Origin of the sequence: Pseudomonas sp. FP818 (assembly GCF_030687335.1) — a bacterium.
GTDB lineage: Bacteria > Pseudomonadota > Gammaproteobacteria > Pseudomonadales > Pseudomonadaceae > Aquipseudomonas > Aquipseudomonas shahriarae.
On record NZ_CP117427.1, the window covers coordinates 5,381,292 to 5,399,932 of the forward strand.

An 18,641-nucleotide genomic window follows, 5' to 3' on the forward strand; every position below is an offset into this window, starting at 1 on the left:
ATGACCGGGGCTTTTTTATGTTGCAAGGCTTAACCTGAAACCACAATCAGGTAACTACCCGACAGCTCCAACTTACTGCCTTGCCCTGAGCCCGTTCCGTCAACCTTCAAGCCGATCAACTGACCGGTATGGTTATTACCGACGACTTTCACAACGATGGTGCCTGCAACTGGATGAGTGAATGTGCTTCCGGTTGCATCTAAATATTCAATTCCAAACTGAGTATGCGTCAGGGTATGAGTCCCGTTCTTCAGGTCCTGGCCGTAATTAATTGTCAGGTGGGTAGTAATATCTGTGTCCATTCTGACCTGGGAAGGGATACCAAAAAACTGATTCGGAGAAAATACCTCCTGCTGACCATTGATAGAGGCGTGAATATTAGCGCTGTGTTGCGGGTTGTTTTTTTCAGTACTCATAATGAACTCCTGTTCGCGTCATTTAGAGGCGCTGATCCCAAACCAGCTCCCTCCCAACGATTAAACAAGCGCCACTCAAACCGCCGATACTGTGAAATCTGACAGTACTGACCAACGGTAAAAACACCCCCTACTGCGCCATCCCCAGCTCGCGTTTGACCATCTTCGCCAACTTCACGCTATCAATCGGCTTGAGCAAAAAGTCCACCACGCTCAGGTGCATCGCGTCGATCACGTCCGGTGCCTCGGCATCCCCCGACATGATGATGATCGGCAACGCAGCCCGGGTGGACTCGCGTACTTTGCGGATCAGTTCCAGGCCGTTGCTGGGCGCCATGCGCAAATCGGTGATCAACAAACCAATGGATGTGCTGGCATTCAAGAGTTCCCAGGCCGCCTCGCCGCTGTCTGCCGTCATGCAGCGAATGCCATCCAGCCCAAGAATCTCCGCCAACAGTTCACGGGCATCTTTATCGTCATCAACGATCAGTACCCGCTGCGGCGGTAGATCAGGCTCCAGCATCACGGCGCTTAACGCCTCGCGCTCGGCATCGCTCAAAATATCTTGGTCGGGCATATATTTCTCAGCAGTTGCACTCAATCTCCCAGCACAGAAGTCAGACATCACCGGAAGGGCGAACAATGTGCACTTCGTCGGATAGTTTTCCTAGTGGGCGTTCTACGGGGTCTGGACGATATTCATGTAAGGTTTTTCCCTAGTCATTGAAGGCCGGATAGCTACCTAGACTTACGTCCAATGGGCACCCGCCGCGTGGGGGTCGACCATGAGGGACGATAACGACAAAAAAACTGCGGTCATGGTTATGAGTAAAGCTGATGCTTTCACCCAGGCAGGGAAAACTGCGGTATTGCAGAACATTCACGGCACCCTGCAATTCCTGCAACGCTTCCCTCCGTTCAATCAGATGGAAAACGCCCACCTGGCGTTTCTGGTGGAGCAGTGCCAGTTGCGCTTCTACGGCCCCGGCGAGAGCATTCTCAAACCGTCGGCAGGCCCTGTGGAGCACTTCTACATCGTCAAACAGGGGCGGGTGATCGGCGAGCGGCCGGATTCGGCGCAAACCACCTTCGAAATCACCACCGGCGAATGCTTCCCCCTGGCCGCGCTACTGGGGGAACGGGCGACGCGAACTGAGCACAAGGCCGCCGAAGACACGTTCTGCCTGCAATTGAACAAGCCGGCGTTTATCAAGTTGTTTGCCCTGTCCGGACCGTTTCGCGACTTTGCCTTGCGTGGGGTCAGCAGCCTGTTGGACCAGGTCAACCAGCAAGTCCAGCAAAAGGCCGTGGAAACCCTCGGCACCCAGTATTCGTTGAACACCCGCCTGGGCGAGCTGGCCATGCGTCACCCCGTGACCTGCAGACCGCGGACGCCGCTGCGTGAGGCGGTCACACTGATGCATGAGCAGCAGGTCGGCAGCATTGTGGTGGTCGATGAACACAAGGCGCCCCTGGGGATTTTCACCCTGCGTGACCTGCGCCATGTCGTGGCCGAAGGCACCAGCGATTTCACCCAGGCCATCGAACAGCATATGACCCAGGCGCCCTTCTTCCTCAGCCCGGATCACAGCGCCTTCGACGCGGCGATTGCCATGACCGAACGGCATATCGCCCATGTGTGCCTGGTCAAGGACCGGCGCCTGTGTGGAGTGGTGTCCGAGCGCGATCTGTTTTCCCTGCAACGGGTTGACCTGGTCCACCTGGCACGCACCATCCGCAATGCACCACGGGTGGAAAACCTGGTGGCGATCCGTGGCGAGATCAGCCAATTGGTGGAGCGCATGCTGGCCCACGGCGCGTCCTCGACCCAGATCACCCATATCATCACCCTGCTCAACGATCACACGGTATGCCGGGTCATCGAGCTGAGCATCGCAGACAAGGGCGACCCCGGCGTGCCATTCAGTTGGCTGTGTTTTGGCAGCGAAGGCCGCCGTGAGCAGACGCTGCACACCGACCAGGACAACGGCATCCTGTTCGATGCCCGCGATGCCGCCCACGCCGCCGAGATTCGTGGCCTGCTGTTGCCCCTGGCGCAGCAAATCAATCAAAGCCTGGCGCTGTGCGGTTTCACCCTGTGCAAGGGCAATATCATGGCCGGCAACCCCGAGCTGTGCCTGTCCCGTGCCGAATGGGCCCGGCGCTTTGCCGCATTTATCCGCGAAGCGACGCCAGAGAACCTGCTCAAGTCCAGCATCTACTTCGACCTGCGGGTGGTGTGGGGCGATGAGCAAGGCTGCGAGCAACTGCGCCAGGGCATGCTTGAGCAAGTGGCGGACAATCGCCTGTTCCAACGGATGATGGCCGAGAACGCCTTGCGCCAGCGCCCGCCGGTGGGGCGTTTCCGTGACTTCGTGCTGACGCGTAAAGGCTCGGACAAGGCCACCCTCGACCTCAAGGTGCAGGGCCTCACGCCCTTCGTCGACGGTGCCCGCCTGCTGGCCCTGGCCAATGGCATCGCCACCAACAACACCCTGGAGCGCTTGCGTCAGCTGGTGGATAAAGAGGTGATCGAACGCCTGGACGGCGCGGCCTATGAAGAGGCCTACCACTTTATCCAGCAAACCCGTATGCAGCAGCACCAGTTGCAAACCCGCGAGAACCAGCCCTACTCCAACCGGGTCGACCCCGACAGCCTCAACCACCTGGACCGGCGCATCCTGCGTGAATCCCTGCGCCAGGCCCAACGCCTGCAAAGCAGCCTGGCCCTGAGGTATCAGCTGTGAGTCTGTTCAGTTGGCTGCGCCCTGTCCGGCCAGGCCTGAATGCCCAGCAACAGGCGCGCCTGCAACAACTGGCGGCCCCCAAGGCGCTCGGCGAACACAGTCTGCGCGAGCAGCGCTGGGTGGTACTGGACCTGGAAACCAGCGGCCTGAACCTTAATCGTGACCAGGTGCTGTCGATTGGCGCGGTGGTGATCGAAGACGGCGCCGTCGACTTTTCCCAGCAGTTCGAACGTACCCTGCAACGGGCCGACAACAAAATCAGCCCCAGCGTGCTGATCCATGGCCTGGGCCCCAGTGCGATCGCCGCCGGTTGCGATCCAGCCGAAGCGTTACTGGACTTCATGGACTTTGTCGGCGACAGCCCGCTGCTGGCGTTCCACGCACCATTCGACCAGCACATGCTTGGCCGAGCGCTCAAGGACAGCCTGGGTTATCGCCTGACCCATCCGTTCCTCGACGTGGCAGACCTGGCGCCCATGCTGTGCCCCCAGGCGCATATCCGCGAAGCCGGCCTGGATGACTGGATTGCCCATTTCAACCTGCAAGTGGGCGAACGCCATCACGCCAGCGCCGATGCCCTGGCCACCGCAGAGTTGATGTTGATTCTATTCAGCCGTGCCCGCCAGCAAGGGCTGGACAGCCCTGCCGCGTTGCAACAACGCCTGAGCCAGTGGAAACGTCGCAAACAAGCCCCTCCCTTCTAACGGCTGCCGCTCAGTTAAGAGAGGCAATCGGTAACCTGTGGCGAGGGAGCTTGCTCCCGTTGGGGCGCGAAGCGGCCCTGAAACGGGAGCAAGCCCCCTCACCAACATCCGTCCCGCCCGACCAACGCCAATTGCACCCATCCGCCACCTCTGCCACAATCGCGAATAATTCTCGTTAGTTTAAACATCTCGATTGGTGATGCCTTGTCGTCAGCCCAAAGTTCCCACAGTGAGCTTGTTGGCACGTTGTACCGTGACCATCGCGGCTGGCTGCTGGCGTGGCTGCGGCGCAACGTGGCCTGCCCCAGTCGTGCCGAGGACCTGAGCCAGGACACCTTCATGCGCCTGCTGGGCCGTGAAGAACTGCGTGAACCCCGCGAACCCCGGGCGTTTCTGGTGGCTGTCGCAAAGGGCCTGTTGTTCGACTACTTTCGCCGCGCCGCGCTGGAACAGGCCTACCTCACCGAACTGATGCTGATCCCGGAAAGCGAACAGCCTTCCCCGGAAGAACAGCACCTGATCCTCGAAGACCTCAAAGCCATCGACCGCCTGCTCGGCAAGCTGTCCAGCAAGGCCCGCGCCGCGTTCCTCTATAACCGCCTGGACGGCCTGGGCCATGCCGAGATCGCCCAGCGCCTCGGCGTGTCGGTGCCCCGGGTACGGCAATATCTGGCTCAGGGGATCCGCCAGTGCTACATCGCCCTGTATGGCCAGCCGTTGTGAGCCAGGTCAGTTCCAGACCGGTCAGCGCACGGGTGCTGGATGCGGCGATTGCCTGGCAACTGTCCCTGGACTCCGGGGACAGCAGCGCCGTGGAGCATGAAGCATTCAACAAATGGCTGGCCAGCAGCGAAGAACACGCCCGCGCCTGGCGCCAACTGGGCATGCTCGACCAGCGCTTCAGCGTGGCCAGCGGCCCGGCACGGGCGGCGCTGCTGCAATCGCGCGAAGGCATTCGGCAACGGGTGCGCAAGCTCGGCAGCGGCCTGGCCAGTGTGGTGCTGGTCTGCGGCCTGGCGGTGTTCGCCGGCCAGCGCTACGTGCCGATCAACTACTGGCTGGCCGACCAACGCACCGCCACCGGTGAACAGCGCACGCTGAAACTGGCAGATGGCACCCTGATCAACCTCAACACCCACAGCGCCATTGACGTGCGTTTTGACGAAAAGCGCCGAGTAATCGTGCTGCAGGAAGGTGAGATCTTCGTCGAAACCGGGCACAACGATGGGCGCCCCTTTGTTGTCGAGACCCGCGACGGCAGCCTGCGCGCCCTGGGTACGCGGTTTATCGTCAAGCGCGAGGACGACGGCACGCGGCTCAGCGTGTTGCAGTCGGCGGTTGCGGCGCAGCCCGAGGCGTTGCACCAGGAGCAGGTGTTCAAGGAAGGCCAGCAAGTGCTGATGCGCCGTAACAGCCTCGGCCCGTTGCTGGCCGTAACCCCCGGCACCGACGCCTGGACCCGCGGCATGCTGGTGGTGGACAACGCGCGGCTGGGGGATGTGGTCGAGGAACTGGCGCGCTACCGCACCGGCTACCTGGGTGTGGATAAAAACGTCGCCGACCTGCGCATCACCGGCAGCTTCCCGCTGCACGACACCACGCTGGCGCTTAACGCGCTGCTGCCGACCCTGCCGGTGCAGATCGAGCAACATACGCCGTGGTGGATTAACGTGGCCGCCAGGCCCGTGCCAGAGGGTTCCGTTAGCAATAATTGAATAAAGGAAATGTCGAAAACAAAGCCCTCTGCGCCTCCGCTGCCGAGGCGCTGGCCACTGAATGCCGACTGCGCTGCGGGTTGGCCGGCGTGAGCATTCACAGATTTATTTTCACTTGGCCCTATCACTTTTTGATTCTCGTCCGGCACCTAGGCAATTGAGAAATATTTCCATTCCGGAGCCGCCCTATGTCCCGCACATTAGACACCTTGTTGCGCCCCAGCCTGCTAGCCGTGGCCATCGCCCTCAGCGCCCCGCTGACCAGCACCTCGCTGTTCGCCGCCGAACAGGCGTCCAGTGTGCGCGCCTACAACCTGCCGGCTGCGCCATTGGCCAGCACCCTGAACCAGATCGCCAGCCAGGCTGGCCTCCCCCTGACCCTCAGCCCGGCACTGGCCGCCGGCAAGACCTCGGCCCCGGTCAAGGGCCAGTTCGATGCACCGGGCGCACTGCGCGAGGCCCTGCGTGGGACGGGGTTGCAGTTGGAGCAGAGCAGCGCAGGCACCTACACCCTGGTGGCGATTCCAGAGGGTGTGGTGTCGCTGCCGGAGACCAATATCACCGGGCAGGGGAATTACGAGAGCGCGTGGGGGCCGGTGGAGGGTTATGTTGCTACGCGGACGGCGGCGGGGAGCAAGACTGATACGGCCCTGGTAGAAGCACCCCGCTCGATTTCCGTGGCCACCCGCCAGCAAATGCTGGACCGCAACGTTCAGAACCTGGATGACGCGGTCAAATACATGCCGGGAATCGTGTCCGCCAGCTACGGCAGTGATACCCGCTACGACTGGATGCGTGTGCGTGGCTTCGAACCCACCCATTTCCTCGATGGCCTGCCATTGCCTCGCGGTGTGTACGCCAACCCGAAAGCGGAAACCTGGAACCTTGATCGTCTCGCCCTACTGCGCGGCCCGGCCTCGTCGGTCTACGGCCAGACCCCGCCAGGCGGTCTGCTGGATATGGTCAGCCGGCGCCCCAGCGCGGAATCGAGCAATGCCATCCAGGTGCAATACGGCAGCGACAACTATCGCCAGATCAACTTCGCCAGCACCGGCAAGATTGACGATGAAGGTCAGTTTCTTTATGGCCTCAGCGGCGTGGTGCGCGATGCCGGCACCCAGGTCGATCACATCGACAACAAGCGCTACAACATTGCGCCCAGCCTGACCTGGAACATTGATACCGATACCAAGCTGACCGTGCTCTCGCAGTTCACTCGCGACGATACCGGCGCCACCAGCCAGTTCCTGCCGATCGTGGGCACCAAGATCAAATCACCGCTGGGTGAGGTCTCGCACCATAAGAACCTGGGTGACCCGGACTACGAGTTCTACGACCGTACCTATTACGCATTGGGCTATGCCTTTGAACATCGTTTCAACGATACCTGGCAGTTCAAGCAAAACCTGCGTTACACCAAGTCGGAGTTGTCGTTTCAGCAGCTGACTGTCGGTGCCCACGGCTGGTCCCAGGTAGATGCTGAGGGCAACATCAGCCGTTCCTCGACCAATGTGGACGAGGACATCGCTCAGTTTGCAGTGGACAACAATTTCCAGGCCGACTTCGCTACCGGCAATATCAACCACACTGTGCTGATAGGCCTGGATCATCAGCGCACTAATTCCTCCTATCTGTCCATTTTCGGCGGCGCCGGGACCGTTAACATCTACAAACCAGTTTATGGGCAGCCAATTGAGCGCCCGGCGCGCAAAGATGCGTACTACGACTACGACCAAAAAACCGTCCAGACCGGCCTCTACGTGCAAGACCAGATGGCCCTGGACAAATGGCGCCTGACCCTGGGCGGCCGTGAAGACTGGGTGCATCAAGGCACCACGTACCTCAACAAGAGCGACGCGACCAACACCGACCGCAGCAAGAACTTCAGTGGCAACGCGGCACTGAGTTATGTGTTCGACTCAGGTTTTGTACCGTACCTGTCCTACGCCGAATCATTCCAGCCAGCGAGCAACGCCAGCGTCGACCCGGTCAAGTCGTACAAACCTACCGAAGGCAAGCAGTGGGAACTGGGGGTCAAGTATCAGCCACCTGGCTCCAATACCCTGCTTAGCGCGGCGGTCTATGACCTGACCCAGAAAAACGTGCTGGTCACTCGATTCGGCTCGGCTGGCGAGTCGATCACCGACCAGGCCGGCGAAGTCAAGGTCAAGGGCCTGGAACTGGAAGCGGTGTCTGACGTGACCGAGAACCTCAAGGTCATCGCCGCCTACACCCTGGCCAAATCCGAGGTGCAAACAGGCATCTACAAAGGCAACCGCCTGCAACTGATACCCAACCAGCAAGCCTCCCTGTGGACCGACTACACCTGGCACGACGGTGTGCTCGACGGTTTCGGTATCGGCTTTGGGGCCCGCTACACCGGCAACACCTACGGCGACCAAGGCAATACCTGGCTAGGCAAGGCTGATGCCTACACCGTATTCGACGGTGCGGTGCATTACGACCTCGGCCGCCTGGACAACAGCCTCAAAGGTGCCTCGGTAAAACTGAACGCCACCAACCTGTTCGACAAGCAGTACATCTCCACCTGTGATGCCTCCTACTGCTACTACGGTGATCAGCGCAGCGTCGTCGCCAGTGCCACTTACCAGTGGTAATCGGCTGAGTTAACAACCAGGCCGCCCCGTGGGCGGCTTTGGTGTGTCTGAAGGCTAGAAAATGAAAAGCACAACCATCCGCCGCTGGTCCTTCATCCACACCTGGACCAGCCTGATCTGCACCGTGTTCCTGCTGATGCTGGCGCTGACCGGCTTGCCGTTGATCTTTCACCACGAGATCGATCACCTGCTGGGCAACGAACCCGAGCTCAAGCAGATGCCGGCCGATACTCCGCAGCTCAACCTTGAGCAACTGGTGGCCAAGGCCCAGGCCCATCGCCCGGGCGAAGCCATGCAGTACCTGGCCTGGGATGAGGACGACAAGAACGGGGTGGTTGCGATCATGGCGGCCACCGCCGGCACCGAGCCCAATTCGTCCCACACCTTTATGCTCGATGCGCGCACCGGGGAAAGCGTGGAGATGCCGTCGGCCAATGGCGGCTTGACGATGTTCCTGCTGCGCCTACATGTGGATATGTTCGCCGGCCTGCCGGGCAAGTTGCTGCTGGCCTTTATGGGCGTGCTGTTTGTGCTGGCGATTGTTTCCGGCACGGTGTTGTACCTGCCCTTTATGCGGCGCTTGAAGTTCGCCACGGTGCGCCAGGACAAGTCCACGCGCCTGCGCTGGCTGGACCTGCATAACCTGATCGGCGTCGTCACCCTGACCTGGGCCCTGGTGGTGGGCGTCACCGGGGTGATCAGCGCCAGTGCCGACTTGATCATCGCCGCATGGCGCAGTGACAGCCTCACCGCGATGATCGAACCCTATAAGAACGCGCCACCGCTGACCTCGCGTGCGCCGGCCACCGACCTGCTGAAAATTGCTGAGCAGGCCGCGCCGGGCATGACCCCAGACTTTATTGCGTTCCCCGGTACGCGCTTTTCCAGCGAGCACCATTACGCAGTGTTTATGAAAGGCAGCACGCACCTGACCTCGCACCTGCTGACCCCGGTGCTGATCGACGCCAGCGACCTGAGCGTCACCGCCGTGGCCGGGCGGCCGTGGTACATGGACGCCATGGGCATGTCCCAGCCCCTGCACTTTGGCGACTATGGCGGCATGCCGATGAAAATCCTCTGGGCGGTGCTGGATGTGCTGACCATCATCGTGCTGGGCAGCGGCGTATACCTGTGGCTGGTGCGGCGCAAGGCGGCCAAGTCATGAGGCCAAGGCAATCGAATTTCTGGAAGGTGTTCGGGGTGCCGCTGGGGATCGGGCTGCTCAGTGCTGCCGGACTGTTTGCGGCGTTGCTGGGGGATGGGGGTTGGGATTCCCTGAGCTGGATTGGACTGGGGATCCCGTCGGTAATCGGTGTCTGGGGGTTGCTGCGGCGGCCGTGAGGACGCCATCGCAGGCAAGCCAGCTCCCACAGTTGGCAGTGTTCACACATCAAAATGTGGGAGCTGGCTTGCCTGCGATGAGGCCCGCAAAAACAACCAAGATCCCCCTCGCCAGTCACCTCGCAACTGTCTAGTCTATGGCCGACCCTTTCCGAGGATTGCCCATGTTCGCGCCCAGCATGACCTTGTTCCACAACCCTGCCTCGCCGTTTGTCCGCAAAGTCCTGGTGCTGCTCCACGAAACCGGCCAGCAAGACCGCGTTGTCCTGGAGACTGTGCTGGTCACGCCGGTCAACCCGATCACCGCGTTGAACGAAGGCAACCCGCTGGGCAAGATCCCGGCCCTGCGCCTGGCCGATGGCAATGTGTTGCACGACAGCCGGGTGATCCTCGACTACTTCGACCACCAACATGTCGGCAACCCGCTGATCCCCCGGGACGGTTCGGCCCGCTGGCGCCGCCTGACCCTGGCCTCGATGGCCGACGGGATCATGGACGCGGCCGTATTGGTACGCTATGAAACCGCCATGCGCCCGGCCGACAAACACTGGGATAGCTGGCTGCAGGAGCAGCGCAACAAAATCCGCCGCGCCCTGGCCGAATTGGAACAGGACGCTATCGCTGAACTGGCCAGCCATTTCGACATCGCCGCGATCAGCGTCGCCTGCGCCCTGGCGTATGTGGACTTCCGCCACCCCGACCTGCAGTGGCGTTCAAGCAATCCCAAACTGGCCGCCTGGTACGCCGAGGTCAGTCAGCGGCCGTCAATGTTGGCGACCCAGCCGCCGGCCTGATTCCTGTAGCAACCCGTTATGGGTGGCGAGCGAGGCTTGTTGTGGCGAGGGGGCAAGCCTCCTCGCCACAACAAGGCCATTAGCCACAAAGGTGTCGCGCCACTCCGGAAACAGCGCGTTAATTTTCCCCACCAGTTGTGCCTTCTCCCGCTGATCCTCCCGTAGCCCGATCATTGCATCACCTCCAACTCGGCCGCCTTACGCTTGCCCACCCCATACCAGTCCAGTTTGCGTGTCAGCACCATCACCGTACCCAGCAGCCCGAACAGCAACAGCGAGCCCATCAACAGCGCGTAGTCCTCGGCACTCAACAACCCGTACAGCAAGCCATACAGTGCCGCCAACCCCGTCGAAAACCCCAGCCCATGGGCCACGCTGCGCAGCACATGGCACACGTAAAAACCGATCAACAACACACAGGCACTGGCCGAGATCAGGTACGCCAGGGCAAAGCCGATATGCTCGGACAACGACAGCAACAGCAAGTAGAAAAACGCCAGGGCCACCCCCACCAACGCATACTGGATCGGGTGCACCGCCAGGCTCTTGAGCACTTCAAACAGGAAGAAACCGGCGAACGTCAGGGCGATGAACAGCAGCGCATATTTGATCGCGCGGTCGCTCTTGAGGTACTGGTCCACCGGGTCGATAAAGTTCACGCCAAAGCTGCGTTCGTTGAAGTCCTCGCAGCGACTGCCAACCACACAGCCGTACAACGATTCCTCAAGGTTGGTGGAGAAGAACGAGGTCTGCCAGTTGGCGCTGAAGCCTTGGTCGTTGATCTCACGCTGGGCCGGCAGGAAGTTGCCGACAAAGCTCGGATGGGGCCAGTTGGAGGCCAGCTTGACCTTGCTGGTCTTGCCCACCGGCAGTACCTGTAGTTGCTCGGTACCCTGCAGGCGCAGGTCGAAGGCAAAATCCAGCGGCGCGGGGTTCTTACTGTCCTGGGTCGGCAACATCACGTGTACGCCAGCGCCGAGAAAGCTCACTTGGGTGCCCGGGGCAAACTCCAGGCGCTGGCTGCCCAGCTCCAGTTTCAGGGCGTTTTCAATGCCGCGGATATCGCTGATACCGACCGCCAAAAATGCCTGGCCAAACTTGTAATCGGCAAAGTCCTCCTTGATGCCCATTTGCGCCGGCAGCACAAAGCGGCCGCTGATGCGGTTGTCGGCATGGAACAACCGCGCCTGGTAGATTCCTCGCGCCCGCAGTTCGGTTTGCACCTGCCCATCGAGCTCGAACTGCTCCGGCAGGAAGTACAGGCGGCCCTGTTCTTCACTGAGCACTTCATAGCGTTTGTTGAGTTTTTCGTTGAGCTTCCACTCACGCACGGTCTTGCGAAACGGCACCACCATCAATGGCCCGCTGACCTGCTGGCTGTAGCTGGAGCTGCGGGCAATGTCCATCACGACGCCGTCGCGCAGTTCCTGGCGCTCGTTGATGATGCCGTTGATCATCAGCAACGGAATCAGCAATAGCAGGATCAGCAGCGCGATGGCGCCCAGTTTGAATAGCAGGCTGCGGTTCATGGGTCTCTCCCTGTTTTGATGGGGAGAGTCTGGCGGCGGCCTGTGGGGGATTTATGAGGGCAATGTGGAGACTGTGTGGAGATGCAGCACCACTTCCACGCCACCCGGCACGTTGCCGATCTGCAAGGAGCCGCCGTGCAGCTTCATCACTTCTTCGACAAAGTTCAGGCCCAGGCCGGTGCTTTTGCGGCCACTGACCGGACGCGGCAGGGAATAGAAACGCTCGCTCAGGCGTGGCAGGGCGTATTCGGGGATCGGTTCGGCCTGGTTGAACAGGCGCACATCCACAGCATGGTGCCGCACCTGGGCGCTGAAACGCAGCGTGCCGCCGGGCGGGGTAAAGTCCAGGGCATTTTCCAGCAGATTGCCCAGGGCCTGACGCAGCAGAAACGGCTCGCCAAACAGCTTTACGTCGGCTTCGATCAGACGTTCGACCTGCAACCCGGCCTGCTCGATCCGCGCGCATTGCGCCTTGAGGACCTCATCGACCAAGGCGGCCAACGGTACCGAAATCTGCTGCTCCAAGCCCTGGCGCTGCTCGACCTGGGCCAGGTTCAGCAGGCGTTCGATCAACTGCTGCAAGCGCGCGCTTTCACTGGCGATATTGCCGACGAACCGCTGCTGCTGGGCGACTGTCATTTCCCCCTGCAACAGTTCCGCCGCACCGCGAATCGCCGCCAACGGGCTTTTCAGTTCGTGGGTCAGGGTGTGCACATAACGCTCGACATAGGCCTTGCCTTCCAGTTGCGTGCGCATGTGCTCCACAGCGGTGGATAACTGCGCCAACTCGCCGCCACGATAATGCGGCAACTCGGCGCGACGCCCTTCGCTGACCGCCTGGGCATAGGTGGTCAGGCGCCGTAACGCCGCGCTCAACCACCAGGACAACAGGGCCCCCAACAGCAAGCCCAGCGCCACCAGACCGGCGCCGTACCACAGCAGACGGCGCTCGGTACGGTCGACATAAGGCTGCAGCGAGCTGTTGGGCTTGGCCACCGTAACCACGCCTATGATCTGCCCGTTATCGCGGATCGGCGCGCCCACGTGCATCACCGAGGACGCCGGGTCATCGGCATCGCTGCGGGTCGAGCGGGCGCCGTACTCACCGCGCAGGGTCAGGTACACATCGTTCCATTTCGAGTAGTCCTGGCCCACTGCCGTACCGCTGGAATCCAGTAACACGACACCCTTGGCGTCCGTCACATAGATGCGGTGGTTGACCTGGTTTTTCGCCAGGCCCCAGATGGTTGCCCCCGGCTGGCGCTCGCCGTAGGCCTTGAGCACGGTGGGCCAGAGGCTTTGGCCAAGGGTGCCGTTCTTCACATCGTCACGCAGGATTTCCGCCAGCAGGTTGGCGGTGTCCACCAGGGTTTCTTCGGTGGACTGGCGCACGCCGGGGCGGATTTCCTTCATGACGGTGTTGAGCACAAAGTAGCCGGTCAGGCCGATAAACAGCGCATACACCAGGAAAATCCGCAGCCCCAGGCGCATCAGGCGTGGCTCGGGCTGTAGCTGTAGCCCAGGCCGCGATGGGTCTGGATCGGCTCGGCCTCGGCAACCACGCCCCGCAGCTTGCTGCGCAGGCTTTTGATATGGCTGTCGATATTGCGCTCGTAGCCGGCATCGGCGGCCACGCCGACCGCATCCAGCAACTGCTCGCGACTGAACACCCGTTCGGGCTGTTCCAGCAGGCAATTGAGCAGGCGGAATTCATGGCGAGTCAGGCCCAGCAACTGGCCGCGATACTGGATCTGCACCCGCTCGTGGTCCACCTGGAACAGCCCGCCGCTGGCCGGCACTGCCACCGGTGCCACGCGCTTGAGGATCGCCTTGACCCGCGCCGCCACTTCCCGTGGGCTGAAGGGTTTGACCACATAGTCGTCGGCGCCGATTTCCAGGCCCACCACGCGGTCGATCTCGCCGTCGCGGGCACTGAGAAACATCACCGGCACTTCGCTGAAGCGGCGCAGTTGCTTGCAGGTTTCAAAGCCGCTGATGTCCGGCAGGCCGATGTCGAGGATCAGCATGTCTGCCGGGGTCTGCCGCTGATGCTCCAGCGCGGCCTGGCCGAGGGTCAGCCAGGTGGTGGTGAAGCCTTCGCCCTGCAGGGCAAAAATCAGCGTATCGGCTATCGCCGCTTCGTCTTCGACAATCAGGATATGGGGCATGGCGTCCGAGCACTGGGAGCTAAAGGTGAACGGTGCCCCATGCCTTGTGCGGCGTCAATCAGCAGTCAGGTTTGTCGGCGGTGTAGCGCCGGGCCGGGTTCACCGCAGCGCCGAACTCGCGCAGCGCCTTGGCGCCGATCAGCAGCGGGTAGTTGAAGCTGCTGCGGTCGGTGAGGTTGACCTCCACCGTGCGCTTGACGTTGCCCAGGCACATTTCCAGCTCCACCACCGGGCGCTTGGCCACGCCGCTGTCTTCCTTGTCTTCGTCTTCGTCGGCGCGGTTCTTGATCTTGCTGATGCGCGCCACTTTGTGTTCATAGACCTTGTTGCTCACATCCTTGCCACTGAGACGGAACCGCACCCAGTCCTCGCCATCGCGGGTGAAGGTCTGGATGTCGCGGGCCGACAGCGAGGCGGTCAGCGCGCCGGTGTCCATCTTGGCCTTGAAGGTCTCGCCGATTTCCGGCAACTGGATATATTCGTAGCGCCCGTACAGGGTCGGCTCGGCGGCCATCACGGGCAGGGCAACCACGGCTAACAGGGCAAGGAGGGATTTCACGTAGGAGGTTTCCTTGAAGGTAAGTAGGCCAATACTAGACTGCAAACACAGCCCGAAGTTGGATCGTTACCCAGCATACGCAACACAAAGTGAAACATTCGTCAGGTCAATTGCGATTTGGCCTCTAGACTCAAGCTGCTTATCATGGCCCGTCCAACCGTTTGCAAGAGTTCCTTATGCGCCGCCTGCTCACCGGCTGTTTCGTCACACTGCTGCTGTTACTCAACACGCTGATCCTGATCGGCCCGCTGATGGTCTTCGCCCTGCTCAAGCTGGTGGCGCCCGGGCGGTCACGGGACTATGCCTCCCGGGCCGTGATGTGGATTGCCGAGACCTGGGCCGAGATCGACAAGCTGATCTTTGCCCTGTGTATCCCCACCCAATGGGATATTCGCGGCGATACCGGGCTGAGGGTCGATACCTCGTACCTGGTGATCAGCAACCATCAATCCTGGGTGGATATCCCGGCGCTGATCCAGACCCTCAACCGGCGCACGCCATTTTTCAAATTCTTCCTGAAAAAGGAGCTGATCTGGGTGCCGTTCCTGGGCCTGGCCTGGTGGGCCCTGGATTACCCGTTCATGAAGCGCTACACCAAGGCATTCCTGGCCAAGCATCCGGAACTGGCGGGCCAGGACCTGAAGATCACCAAACAGGCCTGCGAGCTGTTCAAGCGCCAGCCGGTGACGGTGGTCAACTACCTGGAAGGCACGCGCTTTACCGAAGCCAAGCGGGCCCAGCAGAACTCACCGTTCACTCGCCTGCTCAAGCCCAAGGCCGGTGGCGTGGCATTTGTACTGGCGGCCATGGGCGAGCAGTTGGATGCGATCCTCGACGTGACCGTGGTCTATCCACAGGACAGGATTCCAGGATTCTGGGATTTGATCAGCGGCGCGGTGCCCCGGGTGATTGTTGATATCCGCACCCGCGAGCTGGATCCGGCGTTGTGGCAGGGGGATTACGAGAATGATCCGGCGTTTCGCCAGAGCGTCCAGAACTGGGTCAACCAGCTCTGGCTGGAGAAGGATGCGCGCCTTGATGAGCTTATCAGGTGACTCGTCGCAGCCCGTGACGGCCACCTGGCAGGCTGGTTCATTTAAAACTTGATCGATGCCCCGGCACCGGCACTAAAACCCACACCGGCAACGCTCCCGGAGGCGTCCGCGCCGCCGGAGACACGACCCGTTTCCGAGTCAGGCTTATTGCCGTTGATCATTTCATCGTAAGACATGAACTTCATGCCTGCAGCCTTCTCGAACTCCTCCCTGGTCATCTTGCTGTAGTCGACCGGGGGTTTGCCAAATACCGGGAATGAATTGCGCGATATTGTTGATTCGCTCATTGGAAGATCTCCTTAAAGGGAACGACACCCGGTCTGGAGCCCCCTCGCTGGGGGAGGAGAAGGCCGAGTTCCAGGCGGGTGTAGATCAGTGGTTAGAGCCGACCGCTCAGTTCCCTGGATGACTTCACACCGAGGTGTTTTTCAGCTCCCCGCTCCCCAGATGCCGGCTAGCTTGCCCAGTACTGAACTGTCGGCACCCTGGCCACCCAGGTACTGCAGGATCACCGGGGCAAACTGGCCGATCATGCCGCTGTCCATGCCCAAGGCGCTGAACGCAGTGTTCAGGTCGTTGGTGTCCTTGACGTTCCCCAACAGGCCATCGAGGCCGCTGGTCTTGCTGCCACCGGTTTGGCCGAGCATGCCGCTCAAGGCCCCAAGGCTGCCCAAAGCGTTGCCACCCGACAGCTTATCCAGGCCCGGCACGCTTTTGCCCAACTGCGAATAATCAGTGCTGCTGAGTTGGTTCTTGGCCAGGCCCAACATCGCACCGGTGCCACCGACGGCCTGCTCCGGGGTGACATTCAACTGTTTGGTCAACGCCCCCAGCAAACCTGCGGTTTGTGCGCTCGGCGCAGAGGCGGCGGCCTTGTTGGTGCCCTGGGCGCCAGCAACGGCGTTGGCCACATCACCCAGGCTGAAGCCTGCTGCAAATACCGGGCTGGCCGCCACGGTCAGGAGGCAGGACAGGGCAAAACCGCGTGAAATCTTCATCGAGACAACCTCGTAAATGTAGGAGCTAAAGCAGCCGTTTGACCCAGCATCCCACCGGTTGTTCCAGCTCACAGATTTGTTCAGAAAAGCCCCAAAAACCGACACCATCAAACTGCCACTAGGAACCCATCGCCAGCCACAGGGTCAATCAACACACTACAAAACTTGTCAGGAAGAGCCTTATGACTGCGTCCCAACCCCCAGTGATCGAGCACAAGCCCTCATTCTGGACCCGCCCGCGCCTGTTCATCAGCGTCTGCGTGGTGGTGGTTGCCGGTATCGGCGGCGCGCTCTACACCCAGGACAGCGTCAAGTCTGCAGCGACCCTGGTCAGCAGCACCCAACAGCCGGCGGCGCAAATCATGGCGCACAAGGATTACCTGGAAGTCCAACCGATTGCGGCCACTGCGCCGGAACCGGACCGCAGCCTCGAACTGTGGGCCCTGCCTGCAGGCGGCACGCCGGTGTCTTTGGGCCTGTTGCCGGAGGATGGCAAAGGCATCATCGGCCTCAACCCACGTCAGCAGGAAACTATCAGCCAGCCGGTGGAATTGATGGTCAGTTCGGAAACCAAGGGTGGCTCGGTGAGCAAGCAGCCTACCGGCCCGATGGTGTACCAGGGTGCGCTGGCGATCCGCTGATCCCCAGACACCCAATCGCCAATGTGGGGGCCCAGCTCCCACAGCCCCCACATTGGCGAGTGGTTGTTGCTGTTAAGCCGCGCTGAACAGCTTGTGCGGATCAATCACAAACTTCTTCGGCACACCTGCATCGAACTCGCCATAACCACGCGGCGCGTCGTCCAGGCTGATCACCTGCACACCCACGATCTCCGCAATGTTGATGCGGTCCCACATGATCGCCTGCATCAACTGGCGGTTGTACTTCATCACCGGGGTCTGGCCGGTGTGGAAGCTGTGGGACTTGGCCCAGCCCAGACCGAAACGAATGCTCAGGCTGCCCATTTTTGCGGCGGCATCCACCGCCCCTGGATCTTCAGTGACGTACAGGCCGGGAATACCGATCTTGCCCGCCACACGCACCACGCCCATCAGTGAGTTGAGCACCGTGGCCGGGGCTTCGGCCTTGACGCCGTCATGGCCATGGCCGCGGGCTTCAAAGCCCACGCAGTCAACGGCGCTGTCCACTTCCGGCTCGCCAAGCAGCGCGGCGATTTGCTCGTGTAGCGGGGTGTCGGTGGACAGGTCGGCGATTTCAAAGCCCTGGGCCTTGGCGTGGGCCAGGCGGATCGGGTTGACGTCACCGATGATCACCACCGCCGCCCCCAGCAAGCGTGCGGAAGCGGCAGCGGCCAGGCCTACGGGACCGGCGCCGGCGATGTACACGGTGCTGCCAGGGCCAACGCCCGCAGTGACGGCGCCGTGGTAGCCGGTGGGCAGGATGTCGGAGAGGCAGGTCAGGTCACGGATTTTCTCCATGGCCTTGTCGCGATCCGGCAGTTTCAGCAGGTTGAAGTCGGCGTAGGGCACCAGCACGTACTCGGCCTGGCCGCCGGTCCAGTCGCCCATGTCCACGTAGCCGTAGGCACCACCGGCACGGGCCGGGTTGACGGTCAGGCATACGCCGGTGTGTTGTTCCTTGCAGGAGCGGCAGCGGCCGCAAGCAACGTTGAACGGCACAGACACCAGGTCGCCGAGTTTCAGGTTCTCGACGTCGCTGCCCTTCTCGATCACCTCGCCGGTGATTTCGTGACCGAGCACCAGGCCGGTCTGGGCGGTGGTACGGCCGCGCACCATGTGTTGGTCGGAGCCGCAGATATTGGTGGAGACCACGCGCAGGATAACGCCGTGTTCAATCTTCCTGCCACGGGGGTCCTGCATTTTGGGATAGTCGATTTTCTGTACTTCGACCTGACCGTTGCCGAGATACACGACACCACGATTACCAGACATGCTTTCACCTCGCTGTTGTTTTTATGGAACTGCGTTGCCCCTTTGGATGGGCAGCGCGTTTGAGTGCTCGGGTTACAGATGCTG

19 protein-coding genes are annotated in these 18,641 nt (G+C 61.2%); 10 read left to right on the forward strand and 9 right to left on the reverse strand.

What is annotated here, in order from left to right:
* Positions 1-29 precede the first annotated feature (29 nt).
* Together PSH80_RS24580 and PSH80_RS24585 are read right to left on the reverse strand one after the other, a co-directional pair.
* Positions 30-416, reverse strand: coding sequence for a hypothetical protein (locus tag PSH80_RS24580; RefSeq protein WP_057960818.1), 387 nt, complete (start codon positions 414-416; stop codon positions 30-32).
* A 130-nt stretch (positions 417-546) separates the two neighbouring features.
* The gene (locus PSH80_RS24585) at positions 547-993 is read right to left on the reverse strand and encodes a response regulator (RefSeq protein WP_057440286.1); all 447 of its coding nucleotides are present in this window, start codon (positions 991-993) and stop codon (positions 547-549) included.
* A 247-nt stretch (positions 994-1,240) separates the two neighbouring features.
* Between PSH80_RS24585 and PSH80_RS24590 the strand changes: the two genes are divergently transcribed.
* The 8 genes from PSH80_RS24590 (at position 1,241) to PSH80_RS24625 (ending at position 10,335) form a co-directional block, all read left to right on the forward strand.
* Positions 1,241-3,163: a putative nucleotidyltransferase substrate binding domain-containing protein gene (locus PSH80_RS24590; protein ID WP_169990378.1), complete on the forward strand. Its 1,923-nt coding sequence runs from the start codon at positions 1,241-1,243 to the stop codon at positions 3,161-3,163.
* The gene (locus PSH80_RS24595) at positions 3,160-3,867 is read left to right on the forward strand and encodes a PolC-type DNA polymerase III (RefSeq protein WP_305418602.1); all 708 of its coding nucleotides are present in this window, start codon (positions 3,160-3,162) and stop codon (positions 3,865-3,867) included. The genes PSH80_RS24590 and PSH80_RS24595 overlap by 4 nt, the downstream gene beginning before the upstream one ends.
* A 204-nt stretch (positions 3,868-4,071) precedes the next feature.
* Positions 4,072-4,590 carry an RNA polymerase sigma factor gene (locus PSH80_RS24600; protein WP_305418603.1) on the forward strand — a complete coding sequence of 173 codons (519 nt, stop codon included), beginning with the start codon at positions 4,072-4,074 and terminating at the stop codon, positions 4,588-4,590.
* Entirely contained in the window at positions 4,587-5,582 is a 996-nt protein-coding gene (locus PSH80_RS24605; protein WP_305418604.1) for a FecR domain-containing protein, read from the forward strand. Before PSH80_RS24600 ends, PSH80_RS24605 begins: the two co-directional genes overlap by 4 nt.
* A gap of 188 nt (positions 5,583-5,770) precedes the next feature.
* Positions 5,771-8,200 (forward strand): TonB-dependent siderophore receptor, encoded by a 2,430-nt coding sequence (locus PSH80_RS24610; RefSeq protein WP_305418605.1) that lies wholly within the window; start codon positions 5,771-5,773, stop codon positions 8,198-8,200.
* A 61-nt stretch (positions 8,201-8,261) separates the two neighbouring features.
* Entirely contained in the window at positions 8,262-9,365 is a 1,104-nt protein-coding gene (locus PSH80_RS24615) for a PepSY domain-containing protein (RefSeq protein ID WP_120734259.1), read from the forward strand.
* Complete coding sequence (locus PSH80_RS24620; protein WP_057440280.1) at positions 9,362-9,541, forward strand: hypothetical protein; 180 nt, start codon at positions 9,362-9,364, stop codon at positions 9,539-9,541. Before PSH80_RS24615 ends, PSH80_RS24620 begins: the two co-directional genes overlap by 4 nt.
* Before the next feature lie 164 nt (positions 9,542-9,705).
* On the forward strand, positions 9,706-10,335 hold the full coding sequence (locus PSH80_RS24625) for a glutathione S-transferase (protein WP_057440279.1): 630 nt from the start codon (positions 9,706-9,708) through the stop codon (positions 10,333-10,335).
* Between the two features lie 170 nt (positions 10,336-10,505).
* On the opposite strand, the gene creD is transcribed toward PSH80_RS24625, so the two are convergent.
* Genes creD through PSH80_RS24645 form a run of 4 tightly spaced genes read right to left on the reverse strand, consistent with a single transcriptional unit; the run spans position 10,506 to position 14,591 of the window.
* Positions 10,506-11,864 (reverse strand): cell envelope integrity protein CreD, encoded by a 1,359-nt coding sequence (gene creD / locus PSH80_RS24630; protein ID WP_057440277.1) that lies wholly within the window; start codon positions 11,862-11,864, stop codon positions 10,506-10,508.
* 51 nt (positions 11,865-11,915) lie between these two features.
* On the reverse strand, positions 11,916-13,355 hold the full coding sequence (gene creC / locus PSH80_RS24635) for a two-component system sensor histidine kinase CreC (protein WP_057960825.1): 1,440 nt from the start codon (positions 13,353-13,355) through the stop codon (positions 11,916-11,918).
* Positions 13,355-14,032, reverse strand: coding sequence for a two-component system response regulator CreB (gene creB, locus PSH80_RS24640; RefSeq protein WP_057440276.1), 678 nt, complete (start codon positions 14,030-14,032; stop codon positions 13,355-13,357). The genes creC and creB overlap by 1 nt, the downstream gene beginning before the upstream one ends.
* A 58-nt stretch (positions 14,033-14,090) precedes the next feature.
* Complete coding sequence (locus tag PSH80_RS24645; RefSeq protein WP_057960826.1) at positions 14,091-14,591, reverse strand: ATP-dependent zinc protease; 501 nt, start codon at positions 14,589-14,591, stop codon at positions 14,091-14,093.
* A 176-nt stretch (positions 14,592-14,767) separates the two neighbouring features.
* Here PSH80_RS24645 and PSH80_RS24650 point away from each other — a divergent pair, with 176 nt between their 5' ends.
* Positions 14,768-15,646, forward strand: a complete 879-nt coding sequence (locus tag PSH80_RS24650) for an acyltransferase (RefSeq protein WP_057960827.1) — start codon at positions 14,768-14,770, stop codon at positions 15,644-15,646.
* A 41-nt stretch (positions 15,647-15,687) separates the two neighbouring features.
* Here the strand turns inward: PSH80_RS24650 and PSH80_RS24655 are convergent, their stop codons facing one another.
* Together PSH80_RS24655 and PSH80_RS24660 are read right to left on the reverse strand one after the other, a co-directional pair.
* Positions 15,688-15,933 (reverse strand): hypothetical protein, encoded by a 246-nt coding sequence (locus tag PSH80_RS24655; RefSeq protein ID WP_057960828.1) that lies wholly within the window; start codon positions 15,931-15,933, stop codon positions 15,688-15,690.
* Between the two features lie 141 nt (positions 15,934-16,074).
* Entirely contained in the window at positions 16,075-16,644 is a 570-nt protein-coding gene (locus PSH80_RS24660) for a DUF2780 domain-containing protein (RefSeq protein WP_200655941.1), read from the reverse strand.
* A gap of 182 nt (positions 16,645-16,826) precedes the next feature.
* Here PSH80_RS24660 and PSH80_RS24665 point away from each other — a divergent pair, with 182 nt between their 5' ends.
* A complete protein-coding gene (locus PSH80_RS24665; RefSeq protein ID WP_220172577.1) occupies positions 16,827-17,285 on the forward strand; it encodes an anti-sigma factor domain-containing protein in 459 nt (152 codons plus the stop codon).
* 72 nt (positions 17,286-17,357) lie between these two features.
* Here the strand turns inward: PSH80_RS24665 and fdhA are convergent, their stop codons facing one another.
* A complete protein-coding gene (gene fdhA / locus PSH80_RS24670; protein WP_032858631.1) occupies positions 17,358-18,557 on the reverse strand; it encodes a formaldehyde dehydrogenase, glutathione-independent in 1,200 nt (399 codons plus the stop codon).
* Positions 18,558-18,641: the final 84 nt, after the last annotated feature.

Coding starts and splice junctions, on each gene's coding strand:
- creD (WP_057440277.1), bottom strand. CDS start 11,864: ATGAACCGCAGCCTGCTATTCAAACTGGGCGCCATCGCGCTGCTGATC.
- PSH80_RS24615 (WP_120734259.1), top strand. CDS start 8,262: ATGAAAAGCACAACCATCCGCCGCTGGTCCTTCATCCACACCTGGACC.
- PSH80_RS24660 (WP_200655941.1), bottom strand. CDS start 16,644: ATGAAGATTTCACGCGGTTTTGCCCTGTCCTGCCTCCTGACCGTGGCG.
- PSH80_RS24580 (WP_057960818.1), bottom strand. CDS start 416: ATGAGTACTGAAAAAAACAACCCGCAACACAGCGCTAATATTCACGCC.
- PSH80_RS24585 (WP_057440286.1), bottom strand. CDS start 993: ATGCCCGACCAAGATATTTTGAGCGATGCCGAGCGCGAGGCGTTAAGC.
- creC (WP_057960825.1), bottom strand. CDS start 13,355: ATGCGCCTGGGGCTGCGGATTTTCCTGGTGTATGCGCTGTTTATCGGC.
- PSH80_RS24650 (WP_057960827.1), top strand. CDS start 14,768: ATGCGCCGCCTGCTCACCGGCTGTTTCGTCACACTGCTGCTGTTACTC.
- PSH80_RS24590 (WP_169990378.1), top strand. CDS start 1,241: ATGAGTAAAGCTGATGCTTTCACCCAGGCAGGGAAAACTGCGGTATTG.
- PSH80_RS24625 (WP_057440279.1), top strand. CDS start 9,706: ATGTTCGCGCCCAGCATGACCTTGTTCCACAACCCTGCCTCGCCGTTT.
- creB (WP_057440276.1), bottom strand. CDS start 14,032: ATGCCCCATATCCTGATTGTCGAAGACGAAGCGGCGATAGCCGATACG.
- fdhA (WP_032858631.1), bottom strand. CDS start 18,557: ATGTCTGGTAATCGTGGTGTCGTGTATCTCGGCAACGGTCAGGTCGAA.
- PSH80_RS24665 (WP_220172577.1), top strand. CDS start 16,827: ATGACTGCGTCCCAACCCCCAGTGATCGAGCACAAGCCCTCATTCTGG.
- PSH80_RS24610 (WP_305418605.1), top strand. CDS start 5,771: ATGTCCCGCACATTAGACACCTTGTTGCGCCCCAGCCTGCTAGCCGTG.
- PSH80_RS24655 (WP_057960828.1), bottom strand. CDS start 15,933: ATGAGCGAATCAACAATATCGCGCAATTCATTCCCGGTATTTGGCAAA.
- PSH80_RS24620 (WP_057440280.1), top strand. CDS start 9,362: ATGAGGCCAAGGCAATCGAATTTCTGGAAGGTGTTCGGGGTGCCGCTG.